The 25,953-nt window shown below is 63.0% G+C and carries 25 protein-coding genes; 13 read left to right on the forward strand and 12 right to left on the reverse strand.

The genetic code is table 11. The features are described 5' to 3' along the window. The first annotated feature begins 85 nt into the window (after positions 1 to 85). The 7 genes from ACQ4W7_RS06000 to ACQ4W7_RS06030 are packed head-to-tail and all read left to right on the forward strand — an operon-like array spanning position 86 to position 7,190. Positions 86 to 784, forward strand: a complete 699-nt coding sequence (locus tag ACQ4W7_RS06000; protein WP_436529150.1) for a Crp/Fnr family transcriptional regulator — start codon at positions 86 to 88, stop codon at positions 782 to 784. After that, complete coding sequence (locus ACQ4W7_RS06005) at positions 771 to 2,831, forward strand: DUF4132 domain-containing protein (protein WP_436529152.1); 2,061 nt, start codon at positions 771 to 773, stop codon at positions 2,829 to 2,831. The genes ACQ4W7_RS06000 and ACQ4W7_RS06005 overlap by 14 nt, the downstream gene beginning before the upstream one ends. A 46-nt stretch (positions 2,832 to 2,877) precedes the next feature. Then, positions 2,878 to 4,734, forward strand: a complete 1,857-nt coding sequence (locus ACQ4W7_RS06010; RefSeq protein ID WP_436529154.1) for an aminopeptidase P family protein — start codon at positions 2,878 to 2,880, stop codon at positions 4,732 to 4,734. Next, positions 4,734 to 4,988 carry a hypothetical protein gene (locus ACQ4W7_RS06015; protein WP_426073560.1) on the forward strand — a complete coding sequence of 85 codons (255 nt, stop codon included), beginning with the start codon at positions 4,734 to 4,736 and terminating at the stop codon, positions 4,986 to 4,988. The genes ACQ4W7_RS06010 and ACQ4W7_RS06015 overlap by 1 nt, the downstream gene beginning before the upstream one ends. Beyond that, the gene (locus ACQ4W7_RS06020) at positions 4,989 to 5,729 is read left to right on the forward strand and encodes an MgtC/SapB family protein (RefSeq protein ID WP_426073559.1); all 741 of its coding nucleotides are present in this window, start codon (positions 4,989 to 4,991) and stop codon (positions 5,727 to 5,729) included. 24 nt (positions 5,730 to 5,753) lie between these two features. Next, positions 5,754 to 6,341 carry a DUF924 family protein gene (locus tag ACQ4W7_RS06025; protein WP_436529389.1) on the forward strand — a complete coding sequence of 196 codons (588 nt, stop codon included), beginning with the start codon at positions 5,754 to 5,756 and terminating at the stop codon, positions 6,339 to 6,341. A 6-nt stretch (positions 6,342 to 6,347) separates the two neighbouring features. Then, complete coding sequence (locus ACQ4W7_RS06030) at positions 6,348 to 7,190, forward strand: Rossmann-like and DUF2520 domain-containing protein (RefSeq protein WP_436529156.1); 843 nt, start codon at positions 6,348 to 6,350, stop codon at positions 7,188 to 7,190. A 1-nt stretch (position 7,191) separates the two neighbouring features. Here the strand turns inward: ACQ4W7_RS06030 and ACQ4W7_RS06035 are convergent, their stop codons facing one another. Beyond that, on the reverse strand, positions 7,192 to 8,646 hold the full coding sequence (locus tag ACQ4W7_RS06035) for a sensor domain-containing diguanylate cyclase (protein ID WP_436529158.1): 1,455 nt from the start codon (positions 8,644 to 8,646) through the stop codon (positions 7,192 to 7,194). A 298-nt stretch (positions 8,647 to 8,944) separates the two neighbouring features. Here ACQ4W7_RS06035 and ACQ4W7_RS06040 point away from each other — a divergent pair, with 298 nt between their 5' ends. After that, positions 8,945 to 9,307 carry a hypothetical protein gene (locus ACQ4W7_RS06040; RefSeq protein ID WP_426073556.1) on the forward strand — a complete coding sequence of 121 codons (363 nt, stop codon included), beginning with the start codon at positions 8,945 to 8,947 and terminating at the stop codon, positions 9,305 to 9,307. 154 nt (positions 9,308 to 9,461) lie between these two features. Here the strand turns inward: ACQ4W7_RS06040 and ACQ4W7_RS06045 are convergent, their stop codons facing one another. After that, positions 9,462 to 10,043, reverse strand: coding sequence for a putative pterin-binding protein (locus ACQ4W7_RS06045; protein ID WP_436529161.1), 582 nt, complete (start codon positions 10,041 to 10,043; stop codon positions 9,462 to 9,464). Positions 10,044 to 10,280: 237 nt separating this feature from the next. Between ACQ4W7_RS06045 and ACQ4W7_RS06050 the strand changes: the two genes are divergently transcribed. Further along, entirely contained in the window at positions 10,281 to 10,862 is a 582-nt protein-coding gene (locus ACQ4W7_RS06050; RefSeq protein WP_426073554.1) for a porin family protein, read from the forward strand. 82 nt (positions 10,863 to 10,944) lie between these two features. Here ACQ4W7_RS06050 and ettA read toward each other — a convergent pair whose 3' ends face one another. Both ettA and rarD read right to left on the reverse strand, forming a co-directional pair. Beyond that, complete coding sequence (gene ettA, locus ACQ4W7_RS06055) at positions 10,945 to 12,615, reverse strand: energy-dependent translational throttle protein EttA (RefSeq protein WP_436518257.1); 1,671 nt, start codon at positions 12,613 to 12,615, stop codon at positions 10,945 to 10,947. 96 nt (positions 12,616 to 12,711) lie between these two features. Then, entirely contained in the window at positions 12,712 to 13,593 is an 882-nt protein-coding gene (gene rarD, locus ACQ4W7_RS06060) for an EamA family transporter RarD (protein ID WP_426073552.1), read from the reverse strand. 238 nt (positions 13,594 to 13,831) lie between these two features. On the opposite strand from rarD, the gene ACQ4W7_RS06065 reads away from it, so the two are divergent. Both ACQ4W7_RS06065 and ACQ4W7_RS06070 read left to right on the forward strand, forming a co-directional pair. Further along, positions 13,832 to 15,709, forward strand: coding sequence for a potassium transporter Kup (locus ACQ4W7_RS06065; protein ID WP_426073551.1), 1,878 nt, complete (start codon positions 13,832 to 13,834; stop codon positions 15,707 to 15,709). A 147-nt stretch (positions 15,710 to 15,856) separates the two neighbouring features. Continuing rightward, positions 15,857 to 16,318, forward strand: coding sequence for an FKBP-type peptidyl-prolyl cis-trans isomerase (locus tag ACQ4W7_RS06070; protein ID WP_426073550.1), 462 nt, complete (start codon positions 15,857 to 15,859; stop codon positions 16,316 to 16,318). Between the two features lie 66 nt (positions 16,319 to 16,384). Here the strand turns inward: ACQ4W7_RS06070 and ACQ4W7_RS06075 are convergent, their stop codons facing one another. The 3 genes from ACQ4W7_RS06075 to ACQ4W7_RS06085 all read right to left on the reverse strand — a co-directional run bounded on the left by ACQ4W7_RS06075 (position 16,385) and on the right by ACQ4W7_RS06085 (position 18,083). After that, a complete protein-coding gene (locus tag ACQ4W7_RS06075; protein WP_436529164.1) occupies positions 16,385 to 17,062 on the reverse strand; it encodes a Dph6-related ATP pyrophosphatase in 678 nt (225 codons plus the stop codon). Continuing rightward, on the reverse strand, positions 17,059 to 17,529 hold the full coding sequence (locus tag ACQ4W7_RS06080; protein ID WP_426073548.1) for a GNAT family N-acetyltransferase: 471 nt from the start codon (positions 17,527 to 17,529) through the stop codon (positions 17,059 to 17,061). The genes ACQ4W7_RS06075 and ACQ4W7_RS06080 overlap by 4 nt, the downstream gene beginning before the upstream one ends. Positions 17,530 to 17,657: 128 nt before the next feature. After that, complete coding sequence (locus tag ACQ4W7_RS06085; protein WP_426073547.1) at positions 17,658 to 18,083, reverse strand: organic hydroperoxide resistance protein; 426 nt, start codon at positions 18,081 to 18,083, stop codon at positions 17,658 to 17,660. A gap of 283 nt (positions 18,084 to 18,366) precedes the next feature. On the opposite strand from ACQ4W7_RS06085, the gene ACQ4W7_RS06090 reads away from it, so the two are divergent. Both ACQ4W7_RS06090 and ACQ4W7_RS06095 read left to right on the forward strand, forming a co-directional pair. Next, positions 18,367 to 19,632, forward strand: a complete 1,266-nt coding sequence (locus tag ACQ4W7_RS06090) for a histidine kinase (protein ID WP_436529167.1) — start codon at positions 18,367 to 18,369, stop codon at positions 19,630 to 19,632. Beyond that, positions 19,619 to 20,401, forward strand: a complete 783-nt coding sequence (locus tag ACQ4W7_RS06095; RefSeq protein WP_426073545.1) for a LytR/AlgR family response regulator transcription factor — start codon at positions 19,619 to 19,621, stop codon at positions 20,399 to 20,401. The genes ACQ4W7_RS06090 and ACQ4W7_RS06095 overlap by 14 nt, the downstream gene beginning before the upstream one ends. A gap of 13 nt (positions 20,402 to 20,414) precedes the next feature. Here ACQ4W7_RS06095 and ACQ4W7_RS06100 read toward each other — a convergent pair whose 3' ends face one another. The 5 genes from ACQ4W7_RS06100 to prfA all read right to left on the reverse strand — a co-directional run bounded on the left by ACQ4W7_RS06100 (position 20,415) and on the right by prfA (position 25,869). Next, on the reverse strand, positions 20,415 to 21,458 hold the full coding sequence (locus ACQ4W7_RS06100; RefSeq protein ID WP_426073544.1) for a histone deacetylase family protein: 1,044 nt from the start codon (positions 21,456 to 21,458) through the stop codon (positions 20,415 to 20,417). Positions 21,459 to 21,477: 19 nt separating this feature from the next. Then, the gene (gene gshA, locus ACQ4W7_RS06105) at positions 21,478 to 23,079 is read right to left on the reverse strand and encodes a glutamate--cysteine ligase (RefSeq protein ID WP_436529170.1); all 1,602 of its coding nucleotides are present in this window, start codon (positions 23,077 to 23,079) and stop codon (positions 21,478 to 21,480) included. Between the two features lie 215 nt (positions 23,080 to 23,294). Then, a complete protein-coding gene (gene prmC / locus ACQ4W7_RS06110) occupies positions 23,295 to 24,125 on the reverse strand; it encodes a peptide chain release factor N(5)-glutamine methyltransferase (RefSeq protein ID WP_426073542.1) in 831 nt (276 codons plus the stop codon). 11 nt (positions 24,126 to 24,136) lie between these two features. Beyond that, positions 24,137 to 24,607 carry a disulfide bond formation protein B gene (locus ACQ4W7_RS06115; protein WP_426073541.1) on the reverse strand — a complete coding sequence of 157 codons (471 nt, stop codon included), beginning with the start codon at positions 24,605 to 24,607 and terminating at the stop codon, positions 24,137 to 24,139. Positions 24,608 to 24,792: 185 nt separating this feature from the next. Then, positions 24,793 to 25,869, reverse strand: coding sequence for a peptide chain release factor 1 (prfA, locus tag ACQ4W7_RS06120; protein ID WP_071079939.1), 1,077 nt, complete (start codon positions 25,867 to 25,869; stop codon positions 24,793 to 24,795). Between the last annotated feature and the right edge of the window lie 84 nt (positions 25,870 to 25,953).

Genomic DNA, 25,953 nt, shown 5'->3' on the forward strand with positions numbered 1-25,953 from the left:
GTTTGTGCAATGATAGTAGCTTGCGTTAGTTTGCCGAGTTGTCTTTTCGGGGACATTTACCCACTTTTCGATGGTGCATCGCACAATGACCTACCCTGATATCAGTCTGAAGGATGCCGTGCGCGCGGCCAACTGGGCGCAGCTGCTCGATCCCGTGCAAATGGCCCGGATCGAGGCGGATGTGTTTGAAACCTTTGTGCCGAAAGGCGGTTTTGTCTGCCGCAAGGGCGAGCCGGTGGATAACTGGATAGGCGTCATCAGCGGCATGGTCAAGATGAATAATTTTTCCGCTGCGGGCAAGGCCATGACCTTCATCGGCGTGCCGCCCGGCAGCTGGTTCGGCGAAGGTTCATTGCTGAAGAATGAAATCCGCAAATACGACACAATGGCGCTGCGCGACACGCGCGTGGCGCGCCTGCCCGGCGCCACCTTTCACTGGCTGCTGGAAACGAGCCTGCCATTTACGCGCTTTTTGCTGATGCAGCTCAATGAGCGCCTGGGACAGTTCATCGGCATGGTGGAAAACGAGCGCCTGCTGGATCTGAACACGCGCGTGGCGCGCTGCCTGGCCTCGATGTTCAATTCGCACCTGTACCCTGGCGTGGATACCTTGGTGCAGCTGTCGCAGGAGGAAATCGGCCTGCTGTCCGGCTCTTCGCGCCAGCGCGCCAACCAGGCCTTGCAAGTGCTGGAAAAGAAAGGCTTGCTGCGCCTCGATTATGGCGGCATTCGCGTGCTGGACCTGGAAGGCTTGCGCGGCTATGAGGCCGATGATGCCATCTGAGACCACTCGCGCCGCAGCCCTGCGCGTGCGCCTCGATGGCGGCTTTGTCGAGCATGCGCGTTTCACGGGGCCGCCGGTCGATTTCAAAGGCTGGACGCCCGAAGAACTGGGCGCCGTCTGGGGTGCGTTGCACCGCGCGGCGCGCTTCGACCATGACGATCCTGCGCGGCGCGAACTGGCGATGGCGCTATCGGCACAAGCGACCAGCATGAACCTGGCACCGGCGCTGGCAGGCGACATGTTTCTCGATGCGCTGGACGCGGCCGGCGTGCATGACTGGGACTATGCAATCGGCTGCCTGGCTTGCTTGCACGGCGAGGTGCCGGAAGGCAGCGCACGCCTGGCCCAGCGCATCCTTGACGAACCTGCGCGCTGGGGCGAGCAGCATTTTGCTGTCTGGCTGCTGGCGCGCCTTGCTGGCGGCGACGCCCCTGCGCAATTTGCGCAGGTAATGGAGGAGCGTCACGTCCATTATCTAATGCCATTGACCTTGCAGGAATTGGAACTACTTCCGCAACTGGCGCAAGCGTCCCTGCTGGCGCTGGCCGGTTCGCGCTACAGCGGCCACTGGAACCGCGACAGCATCGGCGAGGCGGACCCCGCCGAAGTGCTGGCCGACGATGCGGCGTATGTCGATTTTGCGCGCACGATACTGGAACAGGCGGCGCGCCATATCGCCGCCATCCATGACGGCAGCGTGCCGTATGCGGCCGATGCCGCCTTTGCCACGGCAGACTCTCCGGTGCTGGCGCGCGCCGCGCGGGTCGCCGCCTATCGCGATGATGAATGGTTCAGGCCCGTGATCACCGTCTTGCTGCCTTTGGTATGCGTCGCGCCCGGCGCGGCCAAGAGCGCGCCGTCGCAGTCGTTGGCGATGGCGCTGGGTCATGCGGTGGAAACCATCCCCACGCCGGAAGGCTTGCTGGCCCTGCGCACGGCGCTGGCGCAGGTACGCCATGCGGGCATCCGCAAGAAGCTGGAACGCAATCTGAAACCGGCCGAACGGATGCTGGCCGAACGGTCCGATATCGCCTGGAGGATCGGCATGCCGGGCCCTATGGGCAAGCGGCGCCAGGCCACGCTGGCGCGCCGCCTGGAAGCGGGCTACGCCAGCGAGGTGTGGTTTAGCCTGGACCAATGGCGTGTCCTGCGCGACGATGCCGATATTGACGCGGTGGCGCGCGCGCTGGTCTGGCGCACGGGCGATGGGTTGGCCTTTATGCTCGACGGGAAGGGCGCCATCGATGCGCAGGGGAAGCCAGTGGAATTGCCTGAGCAAGGCGAAATCGGCCTGTGGCACCCCTTGCACGGCAGCGGCGAGCAGCGCGCCGCCTGGCAGGCGCTGGTGACACAGCGGCGCGTGCGCCAGCCGCTGCGCCAGGTGTATCGTGAAATCTATGCACCGCCCGGCGACGGCAGTGCCCCATTTTCCGGTTACCAGTTGTCGCTGCGTACCTTGCTGGGACTGGCCCGCCGCGAAGGCTGGCGGCTGGACGACGCTGAAGGCTTGTCGCGCCAGTTCGGCGCCTGGCGCGTATTGCTGCGCATCGAGGGACGTGTGTATCCAGGTGCGGGCGGTGCTTGCACGTCAAACGGGCTGGCGCCCGCGCAGATGATGCCGATGGCGCCGGTGGCATATTCGGAAGCGTGCCGCGCGGTGGATCTGCTGGTCAGCGCCAGTGCGTTGGCGCTGGTGGAAGAAGAGCAAAGCGTGCAGCGCGAAGAGCGCTTGTTTTACCTGGCCAACTTGGCACCGGGACCGATGACGGGCATGCGACGCACCGTGCTGGAACAGGTATTCTCGGAGCAGATCGAGGACGGCCGAATGGCGCTCGAAGCGCGCCACCTGATGGTGGGCCGGCATGCGATCCACCTGACCACCGGCAGGGTCACGAAGGATGGCGCCGAGGTGGCGATCGAGGTGGTAGCGAAGGGGAACAAGCTGGGTGCCGTGCCGTGGTTGCCGCATGATGAGGCGCTGCTGGAAAAAATCGCTGCTACCGCCGGGGTGCTGCTGGCGTTGCACCGAGTGCAGCCCGGCTGCTAATCGCGGTATCATAGGTGCTTCCCAGCATCGCGCCATTTTCGCTCCCATGCAGACACCAGACCACGCCGCCACTCCTGTCCATTCCACCGCTGCCCCCGCTGAGCGCATGGCGCAACTGCGCAGCGCCATGCGCGCCCAGCACATCGATGCCTGCATCGTGCCCTCGGCCGACCCGCATTTGTCCGAGTACCTGCCGGCGCGCTGGCAGGGCCGGGAGTGGCTGTCCGGCTTTACGGGGTCGGTCGGCACCCTGGTCGTGACGCAGGATTTCGCCGGCGTGTGGACCGATGGCCGCTACTGGGAGCAGGCGGAAACGGAACTGGCCGGCAGCGGCATCGTCCTGAAAAAAATCCCTTCCGGTGCCAGCGTGTTGTATATCGACTGGCTGGGCGAGACCATGCAGTCGGGGCAGACGGTGGCCGTCGATGGCGCCGTGCTGGGCCTGGCCAATGCGCGCCTGCTGCAGCAGGCGCTGGGCGCGCAGGTAACCCTGCGCACCGATACTGACCTGCTGCAAGCCGTCTGGCCGCAGCGTCCTGCCATGCCCGCCGCGCCCGTGGTGGAACATGCGGCGGCGTATCCGGCCCTGTCGCGTATTGAAAAACTGGCGGCCCTGCGCGCCAGCATGGCGGTGCACGGCGCCAGCCACCATGTGATTTCCACCCTCGACGATATCGCCTGGCTGTTCAACCTGCGCGGCGCCGACGTGAGCTACAACCCCGTCTTCCTCGCGCATGCGCTGGTGGGTCCGGAGCGCGCCACCCTGTTTGTCGCCGATGGCAAGCTGCCCGCCGCCCTGCGCGCCACGCTGGAGAGCCAAGGCGTGGACGTGGCTGCGTATGACCGTGCCGGCGCCATGCTGGCGGCCCTGCCTGATAGCACCACCTTGCTGCTGGACCCGCGCCGCATGACCTTCGGCACGCGCCAGGCCGTGCCTGAATCGGTGCGGGTGGTGGAAGCGATCAATCCGACCACCCTGGCCAAATCGCGCAAGACGGATAGCGAAGCGGCGCACGTGCGCGCCGCCATGGAGCAGGATGGCGCCGCCCTGTGTGAATTTTTCAGCTGGCTCGACAGTACCCTGGCCGACCCGCAGCGCGCGCCCTTGACGGAAATCGGCGTCGACGAACACCTGACGGCATGCCGTGCGCGCCGTGCGCATTTTGTGAGTCCCAGTTTCGGCACCATCGCCGGCTTCAACGCGCACGGCGCGATCATGCATTACCATGCCCACGCGGGCAGCGAGGCGACCATCGAAGGCGACGGCTTGCTGCTGATCGACTCGGGCGGCCAGTACCTGGGCGGCACCACGGATATCACGCGCGTGGTCCCCGTCGGCGCGATCACGGCCGAGCACAGGCGCGATTTCACCCTGGTCTTGCGCAGCATGATCGCTCTGTCGCGCGCGCAGTTCCCGCGCGGCGTGAAGTCGCCCATGTTAGATGCCATCGCCCGCGCACCGCTGTGGGCCGAGGGCATCGACTTTGGCCACGGTACGGGCCACGGCGTGGGCTTTTTCCTGAACGTCCATGAAGGCCCGCAATCGATTTCGCAGTCCGCCATGCCGGAGCCGCAAACAGCCATGGAGATAGGCATGATCACCTCCATCGAACCGGGTATCTACCGTCCCGGCCAGTGGGGCATCCGCATCGAGAACCTGGTGCTGAATGTACCAGCGGTCCCTGCGGGGACGACGCAGTTTGGTGAATTCCTGCGCTTTGAGACCCTGACCCTGTGCCCGATCGACACCCGCTGCGTCGAGCGGTCGCTGTTGCGCGACGACGAGGCTGCCTGGCTCAACGACTATCACGCCACCGTGCGCGCGCGCCTGGCGCCGCACCTGGCCGCGCTGGCCGATGCGCCTGCGCTGGCGTGGCTGGAACAGCGCACGGGAGCCATCTGATGCGTTCGACCCGCGCCACCTCCGCCATCGAGCGGCTCAAGGAACGCACCGGCCATCGCCTCTACACGATGGCGCGCACGGGCGATGAACTGTTTTTCCTGACCGAAGGTCCCGGTTTGCCTCCCCTGTGCCCGCCGCTGGAACTGGATGCCTTTGTCGCCTTCGTGAATGGCCTGGGACCGCAAAAGGCGCGCCGCGTCAGCAAGCTCGATGTGGCGTTTGAAAAGCAGCTGATGAAAAAGCCCCAGAATTAAATGCCGACGATCGACTTCCTGCGCGCCTACTGGTCGCCGGCCGAGCTGGCGACGAATGGCGTGATCCTGCTGAATTTGCTAGGCGCGTTGCTGCTGGGCTTGCTGGTGGGCTATGAGCGCTCATATCACGGGCGCGCTGCCGGCATGCGCACGTATGGCCTGGTCTGCATGGCTTCGGCCGCGCTGACGGTGCTGGGCGGCTATCCGGAGTTCTGGTTTGGCGGCCATGGCACCGTCATCGGCAGCGACCCCACGCGTATCATCCAGGGTATCGTCACGGGCGTGGGTTTCCTCGGCGCCGGCGTCATCATGCGCGAAGGCTTCAATATCAGCGGCTTGACGACGGCTGCTTCTATCTGGGCCTCGTCCGTGATTGGCATCATGGTGGGCATCGGCTTTTATCTGTCGGCTATGGGCTTGGCGTTCATGTGCGCGATGGCGATGATTTTTCTGTCAAAATTGGAGAATTGGTTACCGTCGCGCCACGCAGTGGCCATCACCATGCGCTTCAAGCAAGGGTTTGTTCCGCGCGAAGATGCGCTGCGGCGCATGGCTGCCAAGCGCGGCTACGACATCGCCGGCGGCTCGCTGACCATCGGCAGCACCGACGGCATGCAGGAATGGCGCTTTGTCGCCATCGCGCATGGCAAGAACACGGGCATCAGCCTGTCGGCCATGTCGGCCGAACTGGCCGCCTTCGAAGGCATCGCCGGCTTCCAGCTGTCGCATGCCCGTAATTAATACGAAATACGAATGCTGAAAAGGATGGACATGGACGCACAGGCCCAAGATGTACTCGATTTCTGGTTCCTGCCGCCGGATAACCCTGACTATGGCCAATCGCGCGTGGCATGGTTCCGCAAGGATGACGGCTTCGACGCGCAGATACGCGCGCGTTTCGGCGCGCTGATCGATGCCGCCATCGAGGGCGGCTTGCGCGCGTGGGACGCGACGCCGCACGGCGCGCTGGCGCGCCTTATCGTGCTCGATCAATTGACGCGCAATGTGTACCGCGGCACGCCGCGCGCCTTTGCCGGCGACGCTCTGGCGCTGGCGCTGGCCGTGTCGATGACTGAACAGCGTCTTGACCAGCAGCTGGCGCCGATGCTGCGTGCCTTCGCGTACCTGCCGTTCGAACACGCGGAAGACCTGGCCATGCAGGCGCGCGCGGTCGAGCTGTTCCAACTGCTGTCGCAGGCGCAGCCCGGTTTTGACGGCATGCTCGATTATGCGCAGCGTCACCAGGAAGTGATCGCCCGCTTTGGCCGCTTTCCCCACCGTAACGCCATTCTCGCTCGGCCCTCTACGCCGGAAGAAGTGGAATTCCTGCGCCAGCCCGGTTCCAGCTTCTAGGCAGCCATGGACGTTACCCTGAATATCATCGGCGCCGGACATGTAGGCCGCGTGCTGGGCCGCCTGTTCGCCGGCGTGGATGGTACGCATGGCGGAAAAATCCTGGTGCAGGACGTGCTGACGCGCTCGATGGCGTCGGCGCAGGCGGCTGTGGATTTCATCGGCGCCGGCACCCCCGTCGCCAGCTATGCGGCCTTGCGCCGGGCCGACGTCACCATGCTGGCCGTGGCGGACGACCAGATCGGCCCGGCCTGCGCGGCGCTGGTGGCCGAAGGACGGCAGGCGGGCGCCATCGTGTTTCACTGCAGCGGCGCGCTGGCGTCCAACGTGCTGCTGACCGCTACGCAGGCCGGCGCATCGGTGGCCAGCGCACACCCGATTCGCAGCTTTGCCGATCCGCAGCAGGTGGCAGCCACCTTTGACGGCACGTTTTGCGGCGTCGAAGGCGATCCACTGGCGCTGGCCTTCCTCACGCCGGCCTTGCATGCCATTGGCGCGCATCCCGTGCCCATCGACCCGGCCGCCAAGACCCTGTATCACGCCGCTGCCGTGTTTGCCAGCAATTATCTGGTGACGGTGCTCGATGCCGCGCTGCGCGCCTACCAGGCGGCCGGCATTCCCGAGCCGGTGGCGCGCGAGCTGGCTCAGCCCCTGGTGACGGAAGCGGTGGCCAATGTGTTCCGTCTGGGGGCCGCGCCCGCGCTCTCCGGACCCATCGCACGCGGCGATGCGGCCACTGTGCAACGCCAGCAGCAGGCGGTGCAAAGCTGGGATGCCGCCACGGGCGAGTTGTACCGGGCGCTGGTGGCGCCCACGCAAGATCTGGCCAGGCGCAAGCGCGGGGGATGAGTCAGGCGGCGTGCACGCCGTTGCGTCCCTGCTGTTTCGCCTGATACAGGGCGCTGTCGGTGCGCGAAAAGAAGGCTGACTCGCTTTCGTCGGGCCGATATTCGGCCACGCCCAGGCTGATCGTCACGGGTTCCTGTGGCGCGGGCAGGCTGAAATCGTGCCGCTCGACGGCTGCGCGCAGGTTTTCCGCCACTTCCTCTGCTTGGGCCAGGCTGCAGTTATTCAGCAGCACCAGGTATTCCTCGCCGCCCCAGCGCGTGATGACATCGCTTTCGCGCACGGTGGCGCGCGCCACGTCGGCCACGCCACGGATGACCTTGTCGCCCCACAGGTGGCCATGGGTATCGTTGACGCGCTTGAAGAAATCGATGTCGAACAGGATGGCCGACATCGGTTGCGCCGTGCGCTTGGACAAAAGCATGGCGCGCTGGAACAGCAGTTCCAGCGATTGGCGGTTCAATAGCCCGGTCAGCGCATCCGTCGAGGCGATGCGTTCTATGCGGCGCTGGTAGCGGTTCACCGTCAGCAAGGTCAGCACCAGTACCAGCAGGGTCACGCCAAAGCTGATGGCCAGATTCAGGATGAACACGCGCTGCAGCGACTTGACTTCGTCGCTGACATTCTGCTCGACCACCAGGTACCAGCCCAGCTCGGGAATGAAACGCGAGTTGACGAGGATTTGCGCACGGCCCAGCTGGTACGACAGATGCGTCGGCGTACTCTGGTGGTTGATGATCTGGTCGGCAATAGCGCTCACGCCGGGCAGGCTGCGGATGTTGCCGTGCCCGTTGCGCATGGTCTTGCCCGCCAGTACCAGGGTGCCGGCGCCGTCGACAAAATAGATGTTGCGGTGGAAGCGCGCCTGGTAGCGGTCGAGGATGTTGCTCATGGTGGCCAGGGTCAGGCCGATGCCGGTGGCACCGATGAACTGGCCTTCATAGTCGTAGACGCGGTGGTTGATGAAGATGGTCATGCTGTCGCGGTTTGCCATGTCCACGTCGACATTGGTTTCATAATCGCTGCTGTTCATGGCGCGCACGCGGTAATACCAGATGTCGCGCTTCGCTTGCGGGCTGACGGATTTCAGGGTGCCTTCGGCAAAATAATATTTGCTGCTCTTGTCCGAAACGAGAAAGCTGGTGATGGCGCCGTATTTCTTCTTGACTTCGGCCAGGTAGCGCACGATCTGTTCCGGCTTGTTTTCGCCGGCGAGTATCCAGTCGCGCACGAAGGTGTCGTGCGCCATCAGCGACGAGATGAAGACGGGGCGCAGCATGTCTTTCTGGATTTCGGAATAAATATTGTCGCCTGTTAAAGGCAAGGTCTGGTCGGCGATGCCATGCTCGATGGCCTGGCGCGACGCCAGATAGCTGGCCAGGCTGGTGGCCATGAAGCCCGCCCCCAGGATCAGGGTCAGGAGGATAAGCAGGCGGTACTTGATCGACAGAAGGCGCATGGGTACGAGGGTAGGCAGGCCAGGGCACGCGGATATTGGCTCAGGCCGCGAGGCCGGGGGCAATCTTTACGCAAGCCAAAAGTATGCAGCAGGCCGAGTATTGACGCAATGATAACTGGCTTTATTGATAATTTACGCTGGTGTACGCGACAAGATAACCACGACTTACCAAATAAAAGTACCGATTTGTCGACAAAGATGCAAATTAGCAATAAGATTTGACGAGGGGGATCATTGCGCACCACCCCTGTCTTGCCGCACGTTTTCGGCGCAGGACACCACGCGTAGGGAGTGTTGTATGTTATTTTTAAAGAGTACGTCTGTCAGCAAGGCCCCCGGCATTTATGAAGTCGATATCGCCGCCAAACCACCGGGCAAGACCTTTGGCATTTTTCTTGCCACCGACCCCGATCATCCACCACATGCCTTGTTGGGGCAATTGAAGGCGCTCGGCTACGAGAATACCTATAGTTCGCCCTACCTGCACAAGGATCAGGGCAAGGTGCTGGACCTGCATTTCCAGAAGGATGGCACGGATATCTTCAAGGGCTGGAAAACCGAGGAGTGCACGCACAACTTGGCGGCCATCACGGCCCTGTTCGAGGAACACGGCATCACCATCGCGCCACGTGTCATGTCGATGGCCGAAGCTTACGCTTAAGCGCCTGTCAGAACCTACTGCGCGTCGTGTTTGCAGTTTGCGATGCTCACTGCCTCGGCGGCCCCGTACTTTGTACCGTTGCGCTTCTCGATCCAACGGGGGCGCCGAGCCTCGCTTCCGCTCGCTACGGTTTTGTTTGGCGTTGTAATCTGCTTCAAGCTGTCTCTACGCCGATGTGATACAGCGCCCACGGGCAGTTGGCGAAACGTTCGGCCAGGGGCAGTGCCGCCACGGCCGCGATGCGGTCGGCATCATGGATCGCCCACAGCGGCCCCAGGCCGCCCAGCGCCATCGCCTGTCCGTCCAGATGGGTGGCGACAATAAAACGCTGCGCGCGCGCCTGCGCCACGGTCAGCGCCGCCGCATAGCCGTCCACCGCGCGCAGTAGCAGGCGTACCTCATTTTCCTCTGGGGTGCCGGCCGCCTTCAAGACATCGACCAGCAGCGGTCCGCGCAGGGCGTGCGCCTTGCCATCGTATTCCAGGGTGGGGTAGATGGTGCGCGCAGGCAAGTTCGTCAGCGCCGCAAAGTCGAATGCCCGCGCCCGCTCAAAACTGATTTTCTGCTTGTGCATCATCTGGTCGCGCACCGCGTCGAACGGGCCCCGGTTAGGCTTGGCTATGCTGCCAGTGATGGTCAGCAGGGCCGGTCCGCGCAGACTGGCGGGCGCCGCCCGACCCAGGGTGGGCAGCGCAGTGGCCGCCATGGCGGCGGCGAGAAACTGGCGTTTTTGCATGGACCTCTCCTCTTGATTTGAAAATCGCTAATGCTCTTAAGTCTATCTTAAGTTCGCTTAACAGGGCGCATTTTGACGTTATTGTCAGTTTGCAATGTCAGCTTACATCTTGTCACAGTTCTTACGGAATGCAGAAAGACGTAGTTTTTTTCGGCTGTTATTGTGTAGTCATCGCACTTCGCTGAACTGCGAATCCAGGCATGAATCTAGGCACACTAACTAATTGAGAGAAAGAACATGATGAAGAAGAAAATCCTGTTTGCAATGATCGCTTCCGTTACCGCACTGACCGGCATGAGCGCCGCACACGCTGAAGGCGCCTATGTGGGTGCCGGCATCACAGGCAACCGCTACAATTTTGATATTCCTGGCGCCACCAGCGCCGATAATCACAGCGGCTACAAGGCAGGCGCCAAGGTCTTCGCCGGTTACGATTTCGACAAAACCTGGGCGGTCGAGGGCGGCTACGCCGATTTCGGCAGCAAGGATTACAGCTATGTCACGGGCGCCGGCAACGGTTCCGTGAAAAGCGATTCGCACGGCTACTACCTGGCCGGCAAGGCCAGCATGCCGGTGAGTGATAAAGTGGGCGTGTTCGGCAAGCTCGGTGTGGCCAAGGTCAAGAATAGTTTGAGCGGCACGGGCCTGTCGACCGGCATCAGCGGCAACGACAAGACGGGCGTATACGCTTCCGTCGGTGCCCAGTACGCGATCAACGAGAAAGTCTCGCTGACGGCGGAAGTGGAACATTTCGGCAAGAGTGCCGACCAGGGCCGCAAGGCTACCGGCCTGGCGTTAGGCGCACGCTACAACTTCTAATGGTTTAGAAGTGGTTTAGAAGTTTGCTGAAAAAAAGGCAGTCACCGTGAGGTAACTGCCTTTTTGCATGGCCAGACGTCAATTACGTTGTCAGAGGTTTGTAGCGAATACGTTTTGGTTTCGCACCTTCTTCGCCCAGGCGTTTTTTCTTGTCCGCTTCGTACTCTTGATAGTTGCCGTCAAAGAAACTCACTTGCGAGTTGCCTTCGAAGGCCAGGATGTGCGTGGCGATACGGTCGAGGAACCAGCGATCATGCGAAATGACCATCACGCTACCAGCAAATTCCAGCAGGGCGTCTTCCAGCGCGCGCAGGGTTTCCACGTCCAGATCGTTCGACGGCTCATCGAGCAGCAGGACGTTGCCGCCCGCCAGCAAGGTTTTTGCCAGGTGCAAACGTCCACGTTCACCGCCGGACAGGTTGCCGACGATTTTTTGCTGGTCGCCACCCTTGAAGTTGAAACGGCCCAGATAGGCGCGCGACGGCATTTCGAAGCGGCCCACGGTGAGCATGTCGGCACCGCCGCACACATCCTGGAAGACGGTCTTGCTGTCCGACAGCGAGTCGCCGCGATTCTGGTCGACGATGGAGACGCGCGCCGTCTGGCCGATGGCTACTTCGCCGCTGTCCGGTTGTTCCTGGCCCGTGATCATCTTGAACAGGGTCGACTTGCCGGCGCCGTTGGGGCCGATGATGCCGACGATGGCGCCGGCCGGGATCGTGAAGCTCAGGTCGTCGATCAGCAGGCGGTCGCCGAACGCTTTCGATACATTTTTGAACTCGATGACCTCATTGCCCAGGCGTTCGGCCACGGGAATGAAGATTTCCTGCGTTTCGTTGCGCTTCTGGTATTCGTGCTCGGACAGCTCGTTGAAGCGGGCCAGGCGGGCCTTCGACTTGGCCTGGCGCGCTTTCGGGTTCTGGCGCGACCATTCCAATTCCTTCTGCAGCGCCTTCTGGCGCGCCGATTCCGTCGATTCTTCCTGCTTCAGGCGGGCTTGCTTCTGCTCCAGCCAGGTCGAGTAATTGCCTTTCCATGGAATGCCGCTGCCGCGGTCCAGCTCCAGGATCCACTCGGCTGCATTGTCGAGGAAATAGCGGTCATGGGTGATGGCCACCACGGTGCCGGGGAAGCGCAGCAGGAATTGTTCCAGCCAGTCGACCGATTCTGCATCCAGATGGTTGGTTGGCTCGTCGAGCAGCAGCATGTCGGGCTTGGACAGCAGCAGCTTGCACAGCGCCACGCGGCGCTTTTCACCGCCGGACAGCACGCCGATGGTGGCATCCCATGGCGGCAGGCGCAGCGCGTCGGCGGCCATTTCCAGCTGCAAATTCAAATTGCCGCCATCGGAAGTCGAGATGATCGCTTCCAGGCGCGCCTGTTCCGTGGCCAGGGCGTCGAAATCGGCGTCTTCCTCGGCATATGCGGCGTACACGGCTTCCAGCTTGGCTTGTGCTTCAAATACTTCGCCCAGGCCCGACTCGACTTCCTGGCGCACGGTTTTTTCCGGGTCCAGCTGTGGTTCCTGCGGCAGATAGCCGATGTTCAGGCCCGGCATCGGCACGGCTTCGCCCTGGATGTCGGTGTCGATGCCGGCCATGATTTTCAGCAGGGTCGATTTGCCGGAGCCGTTCAGGCCCAGCACGCCGATCTTCGCGCCTGGGAAGAAGGAGAGGGAAATATCTTTCAGAATCTGGCGCTTGGGCGGGACGATTTTGCCCACGCGATTCATGGTGTAGACGTAATTTGCCATTAGAAATCTCGGGTGATATACAAAGACGGACAGGATACGGTAAACGCCCGCTTCCGGCCAGCGTTGCGCGCTGCGGAACGGGCGCCAGGGGGGTACTTAGGCGGCGCGCGCCTTGCGGGCCATCCACAGCCCCTCGGCCGCGTACAGGGCCAGCGCCGTCCAGATGACGAGGAATCCCAGCATGCGCTCGCGCGTGAACGATTCGTGGAAGACCCACACGCCGATGAGTAACTGGCCCGTGGGGGCAATATATTGCAGCAAACCCAGTACGGCCAGCGGCAGGCGGCGCGCGCCGGCAGCAAACAGCAGCAGGGGAATGGCCGTGATGGGGCCGGACGCCAGCAGCAGCGCGCGCGTGGCGGAAGAGTCAGTATTGACGAAGCCGCTCTGGCCATGCCAGCCCAGCCACAGCATGTAGGCCAGTGCCAGGGGGAATAAAATCAATGTTTCAAACGACAGGCCTTCCAGCGCACCCAGCGCGGCCGTCTTGCGCAGCAAGCCATAGCCGCCGAACGTGGCTGCCAGTAGCAGGGCGATCCAGGGCACCTGCCCGCCTTGCCATGTGAGCCAGGCCACGCCGCAGGCGGCCAGGCCGATGGCCAGCCACTGCAGGCGGCGCAGGCGCTCGTGCAGCAGCAAAAAACCCAGCATGACGTTGACCAGCGGCGTGATGAAGTAGCCGAGGCTGGCGTCGACCACATGGCCGTTGTTGACGGCCCAGATATAGATGAACCAGTTGGCGGAGAGTAAAAATGCACTGGCGACGAAGCTGGCCACGACCCTGGGCTGCGCTTTCAGGCTGCCCAGCCAGCTCCACTGGCGGCGCACGGTCAGTACGATGCCTAGAAACAACAGCGACCAGACCATGCGGTGCGCCAGGATTTCCTGCGGTGCGATCTCATCGATGGCATGGAAATACAGGGGGAACAGGCCCCAGCACAGGAAGGCGAGGGAAGCGTAGAGCATGCCTGGATTCATAATGAGGTACGCTGGAGAGTAGACAGTCTGTCATTATGGCTGAAAACACCGCGAGCTGCCCGGCGCCGCCGGTGAAGCGTAGAATGGCAACAAATCTATGACCGCGAGCCCGCGCAGCAAGGCGGAGCGGCACAAAACCACGACCTTGGGGCAGCTGCGGAACCATGCGAAAATACTCTTGCTATTTGCTAATACCTATCATATTGTGCGATGCAACAAAACAAAAACGGGTGCAATCTTGACGTCGGAACATAAAAAAAGCAGCCTGGTCGGCCTGACACTGGCTGCCGTCGGCATTGTCTATGGCGATATCGGCACCAGTCCGCTGTACACCCTGAAGACGGTGTTTGACCCTGCGCACGGCCTGGCGGTCACGCATAACAATCTGCTGGGCATCGTCTCGCTGATTTTCTGGGGCCTGACCCTGATCGTCTCGCTCAAGTACGTGACCCTGGTGTTGCGTGCCGACAACCGGGGCGAGGGCGGCATCATGGCCCTGATGGCGCTGGTGCTGTCATCTGTCAGTAAGTCGTCGCGCTGGCATGTGCCGCTGATGGTGATCGGCGTCTTTGGCGCCACCCTGTTCTATGGCGACAGCGTGATCACGCCGGCCATTTCGGTGCTATCGGCCATTGAAGGTCTGGAAGTGGCCACGCCTGCCTTCAGCCCGTATGTGGTGTGGCTGACGATCGCCGTGCTGGTGGCGTTGTATTCGGTGCAGTCGCACGGTACGGCCGGCATCGGCCGTTTCTTCGCTCCCATCATGGTGATATGGTTTGTCGCGCTGGCCTGCATGGGCGTGGTCAACATCATCAAGTCGCCAGCCATCCTGGCCGCCGTCAATCCCCTGCACGCGGTGGCTTTCCTCTTGGACAATGGCCGCATCGCCTTTCTGTCGCTGGGCGCCGTGGTGCTGGCACTGACGGGCGCCGAGGCCTTGTACGCCGACATGGGCCATTTCGGCAAGAAGCCGATCCGCATGGCCTGGTTCCTGATCGCCTTCCCCGCGCTGGCGCTGAATTACCTGGGCCAGGGCGGGCTGCTGCTGGCGCACCCGGAAGCCATTTCCAATCCGTTCTACCAGCAGCTGGGCGCCTGGAGCGTGTATCCGCTGGTGATTTTGTCGACCATGGCCACCGTGATCGCCTCGCAGGCGACCATTTCCGGCACCTTCTCGATGACCAAGCAAGCCATTGCGCTGGGCTTCCTGCCGCGCATGCGCGTGCGCCACACGTCGGAAAGCGAAATCGGCCAGATTTACATTCCTGCCGTGAACTGGCTGCAGCTGGCCGTCGTGCTGATGGCCGTGGTCGGTTTTGGCTCGTCGGAAAAGCTGGCCGCCGCCTACGGCATCGCCGTCACGGCCACCATGCTGGCGACCACCATCCTGACCTTCTTCGTCATCCGCTACCGCTGGAAGATGAATTTACTGCTGTGCTGGGCTGCCACCGGTTTCTTCCTGATCATCGATGTCAACCTGTTCGCGGCCAGTTCCCTGAAACTGTTCCACGGCGGCTGGTTCCCGCTGCTGCTGGGCGCCGTCCTGTTCATCATCATGCTGACCTGGAAACGGGGCCGCCAGCTGGTCTTCCTGAATCTGGAAAAACATGCGATCCCGCTCAACGAATTCCTCTCGTCGCTGTTCATCGCGCCGCCGCTGCGCGTGCCCGGCACGGCCGTCTTCCTGCGCGGCGAAACGGATGGCGTGCCGCATGCGCTGTTGCATAACTTGCTGCACAACAAGGTGCTGCATGAGCGGGTGATTTTCCTCACTGTCTTCATGCATGAAGAACCGTGGGTGACGCCATCCGAGCGCGTGCGCGTGGTGGAGCTGGGCCACCAGTGCTACCAGGTTAATGTGTATTACGGCTTCAAGGATGAACCGGATATTCCGGCTGCGCTGGCGCAATGCGCCGAGCAGGGAATGGATTTCGAGATGATGGAAACGTCGTTCTTCATTGCGCGCCAGACCATCATCTCGACGCCGGGGGCCGGCATGATGCCATGGCGCGAGCACCTGTTCGTCACCATGTCGCGCAATGCGCGCACGGCGGCCGACTACTATCAGATCCCGAGCAACCGGGTGATCGAACTGGGCACGCAGGTGGAAATCTAGATATTGTGGCAACGTTGTATCGTTGCACCACTTAGCGCCGTGCTTACGTCTGCTTACAAATGGGGCCGGCGACACCTGTTAAACTGCAGCCCGTACCGGTCCGCACCGTACGGGCCTCAGTCACACACCAATATTTGAAGGGAAACCATGAAATCGGTATTTCAATTGATCGCCACACTCGCTTGCGCCGTGGCCCTGACCGCTTGCGGCGCTGCTGCCAACACCGAGAAGCCGGTCGTGCTCGACCCGAATACGCAGGTGAAGGAATTCACCTTCCCCGACGTGGTGGTTGGCACCGGCACGACGGCGGCAGCGGGCGATACCCTGGACGTGCTTTACACGGGCTGGCTGTATGACGCAAGCAAGCCGGGCAACAAGGGTACGCAGTTCGATGCGAACCAGCCGGGCGCCGCCTTCCCTTTCCCTCTGGGTATCGGTCAGGTCATCCTGGGCTGGGACCGCGGCCTGGTCGGCATGAAGGTTGGCGGCACCCGCATCCTGTCCATTCCGTATGACCTGGGCTATGGCAAGGCGGGTAAGCCGCCGTCGATTCCCGGCTACGCGGGCTTGCTGTTTGAAGTCAAGCTGGTCGGCGTGACAAAAAAATAGGCACGCGCAGGGCACAGGGACAAAGGGCGATTCCACGGAATCGCCCTTTTTGCTTTGGCGGCCCCTTTATACCTCAGGCGGGGCTAGTTCCTGGAAGTAATAGGTGGCGCCGCCCAGATCGGCCGGCGCGTCATAGTGCAGCACCTGCTTGCGGCGCAGTGCCACCGGTGCGCTGAAGGCGGGACCATCGTAGACGAAGGTGTGGAATTCGCCGTTTTCGCCGCAGGCGTCGACGCCGGGCGGCAGGTCGGCCAAAAAGGCGGCGTCGAACTCGCGCCCGCAAAATTCGCGTGGCAGGTGCTGGCCATTGATGCACACGACGATGGCCTTGAAGCCGGCGGCGAGAAATTCATCGACCAGCGCGCGCCGCGCTTCGCCCCACAGGGGCAGGTGGGCCGTCAGGCCGGCCGCGGCGCAGACTTTTTCTTCCCAGTCGCGGTGCGGCTGCAAGTCGATGTCGCCAAACAGGGCGTGGGCTATGCCATCGTCTTTCGCCGCGCGCAGCATGGCGATGAATTGTTCCTCGTAGCTGGCCCAGCTGGCGTGATAGCGCTGCAGGCGCGCCCCCAGGCTGGCCGCCTGCGCTTCGAGCAGCTCGGGCGGCACGCCGTGCGAGCGCGATTTGCGGCCGTCTTCATCCATGGCCGTGATCAGCAGCGGCACGCGCATGCCGGCGTTGCGCGCGCGCCACAGGGCCAGGCAGGAATCCTTGCCGCCGCTCCAGGAAATGAGGGCCGTCGTCATCCTGCCGTCTGCGCCGCGCGCAGCATGTCGACGTGCTGTATGCCGTCTTCGTCGTAGGGCGCGCTGACGGTGACAAAGCCGAACGACTGGTAGAAGCGTTCCAGGTATTGCTGCGCGCCGATGCGGATGGCGTGACCAGGGTGAAGGCGTTCGGCGCGCGCGATGCCTTCCGCCAGCAGCCGCTTGCCGGCGCCCGTGGTGCGCGCTTCAGGCGCCGTCAGCACGCGGCCCAGCGACATTTCCACGTATTTGGCGCCGGGCGCCAGCACGCGCAGATACGCGCCCAGCAGACGCTGGCCATCGACCGTTTGCCAGCCCAGCAAATGCATGGCTTGCTGGTCATGGCCATCGAGGTCCGGGTAAATACACTGCTGTTCGATGACGAACACGCGCTGGCGCAAGGCCAGCACCTGGTACAAATCGTGGGGGCCGAGTTCGTCGAACGTGTTCCATTGCCAGGCGATCATGCGTACTCCGGAAAAATCAGGAAAAGAGCGCCATTCTAAAGGTACACGTGAAAAAAAACCGCACTGCCTTCATGGCAGTGCAGTTTTGATGGCAAAGCGCGACACGTAGCAACTTATGCCAGGTGTGCTCAGACGATCGTCAGGGTGACGTCGATGTTGCCACGCGTGGCGTTCGAGTACGGGCACACGATGTGGGCGGCGGCGACCAGCGCTTCGGCGGCGGCGCGCTCCATGCCTGGCAGCGAAATTGTCAGTTCCACTTCGATGCCAAAGCCCGTCTCGATGGCGCCGATGCCGACCTTACCTTCGATCGACAGGTCCGCAGGCAGGGCGATCTTGTCGCGGCCGCCGACGAATTTCATGGCGCCGATGAAGCAGGCCGAGTAGCCGGCAGCGAACAGTTGTTCCGGATTGGTGCCGACGGCGCCATTGCCGCCCAGTTCTTTTGGCGTGGTCAGCTTGACATCGAGCACATTGTCGGACGACACGGCACGGCCTTCGCGGCCTCCGGTGGCGGTAGCTACAGCACGGTACAGGACTTGTTTGATCGACATGATGGTTTCCTTGGTATAGATGAATAGGTAACTACTAAATAGTGTGCTACTTGTTTCGTGGACTGATGCCCAGGATGCCCGTCTGAAGAAGCGAGTGCGGCGTCCATGTGCTCAATATATATCGTGCGCTATTTAATTGCAAGCGATTTTATTTCGTGGCGGCGCACATTTGTGCTTTATTTTCTTGCCTTTGTCGCCAGTATTGCCCTTCCATCGCATAATGGCCACCGCCGCTGGCGCCGATTGCTATTCTTGGCCCACTTCTACGTTCCAGGGAAAAATCATGACTAGCCTCTTCTTTATCCTGCGCATCACTTTGGCCACGATGCTCACGTACATCATTGCCACCGTCCTCCTGGTCGAGAACTTCCTGCGTTTTATTTTCGGGCATACAGAAGGCTTCTTTGTCATCGTCGGTGCGCTGCTGGCCAGCGCCGTCATCACGAATGCGTTTTCGCACGTGCGGCGCGTGCGTCTGATCGCCGGCGTCGTCAATGCCAGCACCCTGTCGAGCCGCCAGCGGCGCCAGATCGAGATCCCGTTCGAGGCGGGCGAGGTGTTCGACATGATCGATGCGGCCATCCGCGAATTGCCGGGCAGCGAAGTGGTCGAAAGCGCGCGCGACAGCCTGCAGGTGCAGGCTAGAGTGCGCCGTGCGGCGCCCTACACGCACACGGGCTTGCCCCGTATGCGCCTGCTGGGTTTCCTCGAGCCGCGGCCGAACCAGATCCTCGCCACCGTCACGCCGAATGGCGAGGCGGGCAGCGTGACCCTGATCTGCGAGCCTGCACGCAATGCCTGGACCGACTGGTTCCTCGTCGACCATGGCAGCAACCTGGAAAACGCGGAAGCGGTGACGCGAGCGATGACGCGCCGGGTGGCGCAGCGCCGGCGCGGCGAGCAGGCCGAGGCGCGCCAGACGGTGACGGAAAAGGAACTCACGGTGGCCAAGCTGAGCCTGCTGCACGCGCAGGTGGAACCGCACTTTCTGTACAACACGCTGGCCAGCGCGCAGCTGCTCACGCGCAGCGACCCGGTACGCGCCGACGAGATGCTGGGCAACCTGATTTTGTATCTGCGCCATTCGCTGCCGCGCACGGAGCAAGCCATGTCGACCCTGGGCACGGAGTTGGAACGTGCGCGCGCCTATCTCGATATCCTGAGAATCCGCATGGGTAACCGCCTGAACTTGCAGATTGAGGTACCGCACTACCTGCGCCAGGTAGAGCTGCCGCCGATGATGCTGCAAACCTTGGTGGAAAACGCCATCAAGCACGGCCTGGAGCCGAAGAGCGGCGGCGGCACCATCTGGATCATGGCGCGCAGCGGCGATGGCACGGTGATCGTCACGGTGGCTGACGACGGCAAGGGCTTCAGTGACGACGGTGCAGGCACGGGCATCGGCCTGCGCAATGTGCGCGAACGCCTGCGCCTGACCTACGGCAATGCCGCCGCGTTTTCCATCCTGGCCAATTTCCCCGATGGCGTGACGGCCACCATCACGCTGCCAGACAGCACGGCGCAAGGAGCCTCGTATGCATCAGCCTGAAATGACCTGCGTCATCGCCGAAGACGAAACCTTGCTACGCGATGCGCTGGTGGCCTTGCTGGCCGAAGAATGGCCGGCGCTGCGCATCGTCGCCGCCTGTGACGACGGCGGCACGGCGCTCGACGCCATCGCCACACGCAAGCCCGATATCGCCTTCCTCGATATCCGCATGCCGGGCCTGACAGGGCTGGAAGTGGCGGCCGGCGCGCTGGAAGCCAGTCCCGGCACCCAGGTGGTGTTCGTCACGGCCTACGACCAGTACGCGATCGATGCCTTCGACAACGGCGCCGTCGATTACTTATTGAAACCCATCGCCCGCGAGCGCTTGCAAGCGACCTTGCAGCGCCTGCAGGCGCGCGCCGGCAAGGCCCGGGCCGGCGACGGCGCGCTGGCCGGCCTGCTGCAGCAATTGAGCAGCGCCTTGCCGGCGGCGGCCAAGTCGCCGCCGCTGGTGTGGCTGACGGCCAGCAGCGGCAAGGATACGCGTTTGATCATGGTGGAAGACATCGCCTATTTTCAGTCCGATACCAAGTACACGGCCGTCATGACGGCGGACGGCGAGGCGCTGCTGCGCAAGCCGATACGCGAATTGCTCGATGTGCTAGACCCGGCCATTTTCAAACAGATCCACCGCTCCACCATCGTCAACATGAAGATGGTGGCATCCGTCACGCGCGACGAGGTGGGACGCGGCGTCTTGCGTCTGAAAACGCGGCCGGAAACCCTGGCCGTAAGCCAGCCGTTCATGGCCTTGTTCCGTAATATGTAGCGTTGTAAGACGCTTAATCAGCCGTCTCGAAGCCTTCGAGCACATTCACCACATTGATGCCCAGCTCCTTCACCGCATAGCCGCCTTCGAGGATGAAGGCGGTGGGCAAATTCAGATGCGCCAGGCGCTCGCCCACGCGCAGGTAGTCGCCGCTTTGCAGGGCGAAGTGCGACAGCGGGTCGCCAACGAAGGTGTCGACGCCCAGCGACACCACCAGCGCGTCGGGCGCGTACATATTGATGCGCAGGCAGGCCGTTTCCAGCGCGGCGAACCAGCTGGCCGTGGAGCTGCCGGGGGGGAGTGGCAGGTTGACGTTGTAGCCCGTGCCGACGCCGCTGCCCGTTTCATCGGCGTGCCCCAGGTAAAACGGATATTCGCTGCGCGGGTCTGCGTGGATGGAGGCGAACAGCACGTCGTCGCGCGCATAGAAAATGCTTTGCGTGCCGTTGCCGTGGTGGTAATCGATATCGAGGATGGCGACCCTGCGCGCGCCGTCGTCGAGCAAATGCTGCGCGGCCAGGGCTGCGTTGTTGAGGAAGCAGTAGCCGCCAAAGAAATCGCTGCCCGCATGGTGGCCCGGTGGGCGCGTCAGGGCAAACGTGGCGCGTTCGCCCAGGCGCAGCGCATGGGCCGCGTTGACGGCGCAGTCGGCGCCCGTCTTGGCCGCCGTCCAGGTGCCGGCCGTCAGCGGCGTGCCGTTGTCCATCGAGTACAGTCCCAGCTTGGCCGTGAAGTCGTCCGGTTCGATATCGCTGCGCAAGGTGCGCACGGGCCACACGGACGGCAGCGCGTCCTTGCCCGCGTTGTCCGGGTCGAGCGCCAGCCATTCGTGCCAGGCGTGGCGCAAAAAATGCAGGTAGCGGGGCGTGTGGATGCGCTCCAGCGACGTCAGGGGAACGCCGTGCGGCGTGACGATGCGCCCCAGGTTGCGCCGGCCCAGTTCGGCCACCACCATGTCGGCCCGTTCGGGTGTCTCGAAGCAGGGCACCATGGTGCCGCGAAACATTTCGAAGCGGCCCCGGTGCTGGCTGTGCAATTCATTGAAGAAGGTCAGCATCGGGGTGTTTTGCGCAAGGTCAGGTGTGCGAACACAGGGTGCTGGCGCGGTAGGCGGCGACGAAATCGTCGAAGCTGCCGGCGGGCGCCGCTTCCATGGCGCGCTGCTCGGCCAGCGAGCTGGCGGCCAGCTGGTCGAAATATGCGCTTTGTTCCGGCGTTGGCGGTTGCGCGCGGAAGTAGGCGGCGTGGCGCTCGCTCTGGCGCAGGCCGAAGGCGGCAAACGAGCCGCCATGGTCGCGCAGCTCTGCCAATACCTTTGCCGATGGCGTCGCGTCCGGGTCGGCCAGCTTGGCCGCCTGCGCCGCCAGGCTGTCCGCATGCGACGTGCCGCCTTGGCGCGCATCGAGCAGGGTCGCCACGGGGGCGATGCGCGCCAGCAGTTCCTCGCCCCACGCCCGCAGGGTGATTTCTTCGCCGTCCCGGCGCAAGGTCAGGCCCGGTGTGCGGCCTTCCTTGACGGTGCGCGCGAAATTGTGCGTGTAGCAGGCGCTTTGCTCGGCCGAGATGGGCGCGCTGTCGTCGAGCGCGCAGAACAGCAAAAAGGCGTCGAGGAAGCGGCCCGTTTCCAGGCTGATGCCGACCGGTTCGAACGGATCGACATCCATGCAGCGCACTTCGATGTATTGCACGCCGCGCAGGCACAGGGCCTGGATCGGGCGCTCGCCAGTGCGGATCACGCGCTTCGGGCGGATGGTCGAATAGTATTCATTTTCGATCTGCAGCACGTTGGTGGACAATTGAATCCACTCGCCATCTTTTTTTGTACCCAGCGCCGCATACGGCGGATACGGGTCGTTGACGGCGTGCGTCAGGGCGTTGACGTAATCATCGAGGCTGTTTTCGTGCGGGCGCAGGCCGGACTGGGCATCGTTCTGGTAACCGAGGTCGCTCATGCGCAGGCTGGTGGCGTAGGGCAGGAACAGGGTGTCGTCGGATAAGGTGTCGAGCTTGTGCGCGCGGCCGCGCAAGAAGCCGGCGGACAGGGCCGGCGAGGCGCCGAACAGATACATCAGGAGCCAGCTGTAGCGGCGGAAATTACGGATCGTCGCCAGGTAGCTTTCCGACTGCACGTCTTTTGGCGTGGCCGCCGCGTGGTGCGCGCTGGCGCTGGTGTCCGGATGGCTGGCCAGCACTTGCCACAGCTGCTCGTCGAGCGAATAGTTGTAATGGATGCCGGCGATGCATTGCATGGCCTTGCCGTAGCGCAATGCCAAGCCGCGCCGGTAGACGTGCTTGAGCATGCCCATGTTCGAGGTGCCGTAGTTGGCGATCGCTATGTCCGCTTCGGGCGGCAGCTGGCAGGGCATCGACTGGCTCCACAGCAATTCGTCGCCAAGGCGGCTGTAGGCATGGCGGTGCACGGTGTCGAGCTTGCCGAGCGTGACGGCGATGTCTTGTTCCGCCGGAGTGATGAATTCGAGCAGCGCTTCGGCGTAGTCGGTGGTGATTTCAGGGTGCGTCAGCGCCGAGCCCAGGACGGCGGGGTGGGGCGTAGAAGCCAGATGGCCGGCATGGTCGACGCGCAGGGTTTCACGCTCGATGCCGCGCAAGCCGCCCAGCAGCGCGCGGTTGGCATCTTCGGTCAGCAATGCCAGGCGGCGAGTCAACAGGTTGGGCAATTTGAGCTTCCTTTCTTGTGCAGCAGATAAATAATTTGTGCTGAGATTAACCGAATTTTGGCAAATGCGTCGGCGCCGGCCCAAAAAACGCCGCGTCGCCAGCGTCCGCCCCGGTGAATGGGGGCGGCGCTTCGGTCAGGAATTCGCTTGATATTTTAACAAACTGCGGAGCATCTGGCGCGTTGCTGGATCAAGCCCTGCGCACGTGGACAGGGTCAGCCCAGGCGGGCGCCGCTGACGCGCTCGATGCCGGCCAGGTCGCGCCAGCTTTGCACTTTGCTGTAGCCGGCATCGGCCAGCAAGCCGCGCACGGACGGCGCCTGGTCATAGCCGTGTTCCATCAGCAGCCAGGCGCCTGACGCCAGGTGGCGCGCGGCGCCGGAGACGATGGTGCGCAGGGCCGACAGGCCATCGGCGTGGTCGGTCAACGCACCGGCCGGCTCGAAGCGCAAATCGCCTTCGGCCAGGTGGCGGTCGCCGCTGGCGATGTAGGGGGGATTCGAGACGATCAGGTCGAATTTTTCCGTGCCCAGCGCTTCGAACCAGTCGCTGGCCATGAAGGTGATGTTGACGCCGTTGGCGCTGGCGTTGCGGCGTGCCACGGCCAGGGCCGCGCTGCTCACATCCAGGGCCGTGACGACGGCGTCCGGCCGCGTGTACGCCAGCGCGACGGCGATGGCGCCGCTGCCCGTGCCCATGTCGAGCACGCGTCCGCCGGGCGGCAGGCGCTCAAGCGCCAGTTCCACCAGCACTTCCGTGTCGGGGCGGGGAATCAGCACGGCGTCATTCACTTCGAATGGCAGGCCGAAGAATTCGCGTTGGCCGACGAGATAGGCGATTGGCTCACCTTGCAGGCGGCGCGCCAGCAAGGCCGATAAGCGCTCGGATTCTTCGGTAGTGAGCACACGCTCCGATTGCGTGATCAGCGAGACGCGCGACAGGCCCAGCGCGTGGCCCAGCAGGATGCGGTTGTCGAGCGGGTCGAGCAACGGACGGATTTGCAGGGTGCCGACAGTGCTGCCGGCGGGGATCAGTGTTTCTGGCATGGTGCTTTCAATTATTTCTGACGGCGCAACAAGGTCCACAGCAGGCCGACGCTAAAAATGGCAAACCAGATGAACGCCCATTGCGGAATCGACAGGCCGAAAAACGGCTCGCCGGCGTTTTCGCAGGCGCCATACGATTCAAACATGAAGGGCATGACTTGCGCCGTGAAAATCTTGTTCAGCGCCGTTTCCACCGGATCGATGCCGCACGAGAAGCCGGGATGCGCCAGTACGTATAAATGCTTGGCGCCCACGCCCAGGCCGCCCAGGGCGGCCAACAAGCCGACGCTCGCGCCGATTTTCGGCCGGTTGGCCGCCGCGCCAGCCAGGCAGGCGATGCCGATGGCGAGGAACAGGTAGCGCTGGATCACGCACAGCGGGCACGGCGCCATGTTCATGGCATGCTGCAAATACATGGCCACGCCCAGCATCAGGAAACACAGGGCGGCGATCGACAGGAGGACGGTGCGTGAATTTTTCATGGGCGACACGGTGAGGTGGATGGAAGCGAGCTGGTCATTTTCGCACAAGGCCGGTTTTTTATTGCTTAGCCCCTACTTAAACCCTTGATCTGGCTGGATGCTTTCAAAAGTGTTCAGGGCAAGGCGCAGCGCCGCAGGCAGTACGAACGTACGGCCAGGCGATGCAACGCCGCCATGGACGCTTTTTAATCGCCCAGGGCAGCCAACAGCTCGGCTTGGTGTTCCGCCGCCAGCGCATTCGTCAAGTCCGTCAAATCCCCGTCCATGATGAAGTCCAGCTTATACAAGGTCAGGTTAATGCGATGGTCCGTCAGGCGGCCCTGCGGGAAATTATAAGTGCGGATGCGCTCGCTGCGGTCGCCCGAGCCGATCAGGCTCTTGCGCGTGGCCGCTTCTTTTGACTGCTGCTCGCGCAGCTGCACGTCCTTGATGCGCGCGGCCAGCACTTTCATCGCTTGCGCCTTGTTCTTGTGCTGGCTGCGGTCATCCTGGCATTCGACGACGATGCCGGTGGGCAAGTGGGTAATGCGCACGGCCGAATCCGTCTTGTTGATGTGCTGTCCGCCCGCGCCCGAGGCGCGGTAGGTGTCGATGCGCAGGTCGGCCGGGTTGATGTTGACGTCTTCCACTTCGTCCGCTTCCGGCATCACGGCCACCGTGCAGGCGGACGTGTGGATGCGGCCCTGGGTTTCCGTGGCCGGCACGCGCTGCACGCGGTGGCCGCCCGATTCGAATTTCAGTTTTGAATACGCTCCGTTTCCGACCACGCGCACGATCACTTCGCGGTAGCCGCCCAGGTCGGAGTCGGACGACGATACCAGCTCCACCTGCCAGCGGTTGCGCTCGGCAAAGCGCGAGTACATGCGCAGCAGGTCGCCGGCGAACAAGGCGGATTCATCGCCGCCCGTGCCGGCGCGAATTTCCAGGAAGATATTGCGCTCGTCATTGACATCCTTCGGCAGCAGCATGGTTTGCAATTCGCGTTCCAGGCGCGCCATGGTGGCTTTCGCCGCCTCGATCTCTTCCTGTGCGAATTCCTTCATGTCCGGGTCGCCCAGCATCTCTTGCGCCGTGGCGATATCGTTGCCCGCTTCCTGGTAGGAATGGTACAGCGCCACCAGCGGGCCCAGTTCGGCATGCTCGCGCGTCATCTTGCGGTAGCTGTCCATGTTCGACGTGGCGTCCGGGTGCATCAACAGTTCGTCAAGTTCGACCAGGCGGTTCGCCAGTTGATCGAGTTTGCCCAGCATGGATGGTTTCATAGCGATTCGCGGTAAAAGAGTGTAGGGATGCTGCGGGTCCGGCAAGCCCGGCAGGCGGGCAGGCGGGCAGGGGGCGGCCGCGCG

The organism is Janthinobacterium algoris (assembly GCF_051380935.1).
GTDB lineage: Bacteria > Pseudomonadota > Gammaproteobacteria > Burkholderiales > Burkholderiaceae_D > Janthinobacterium.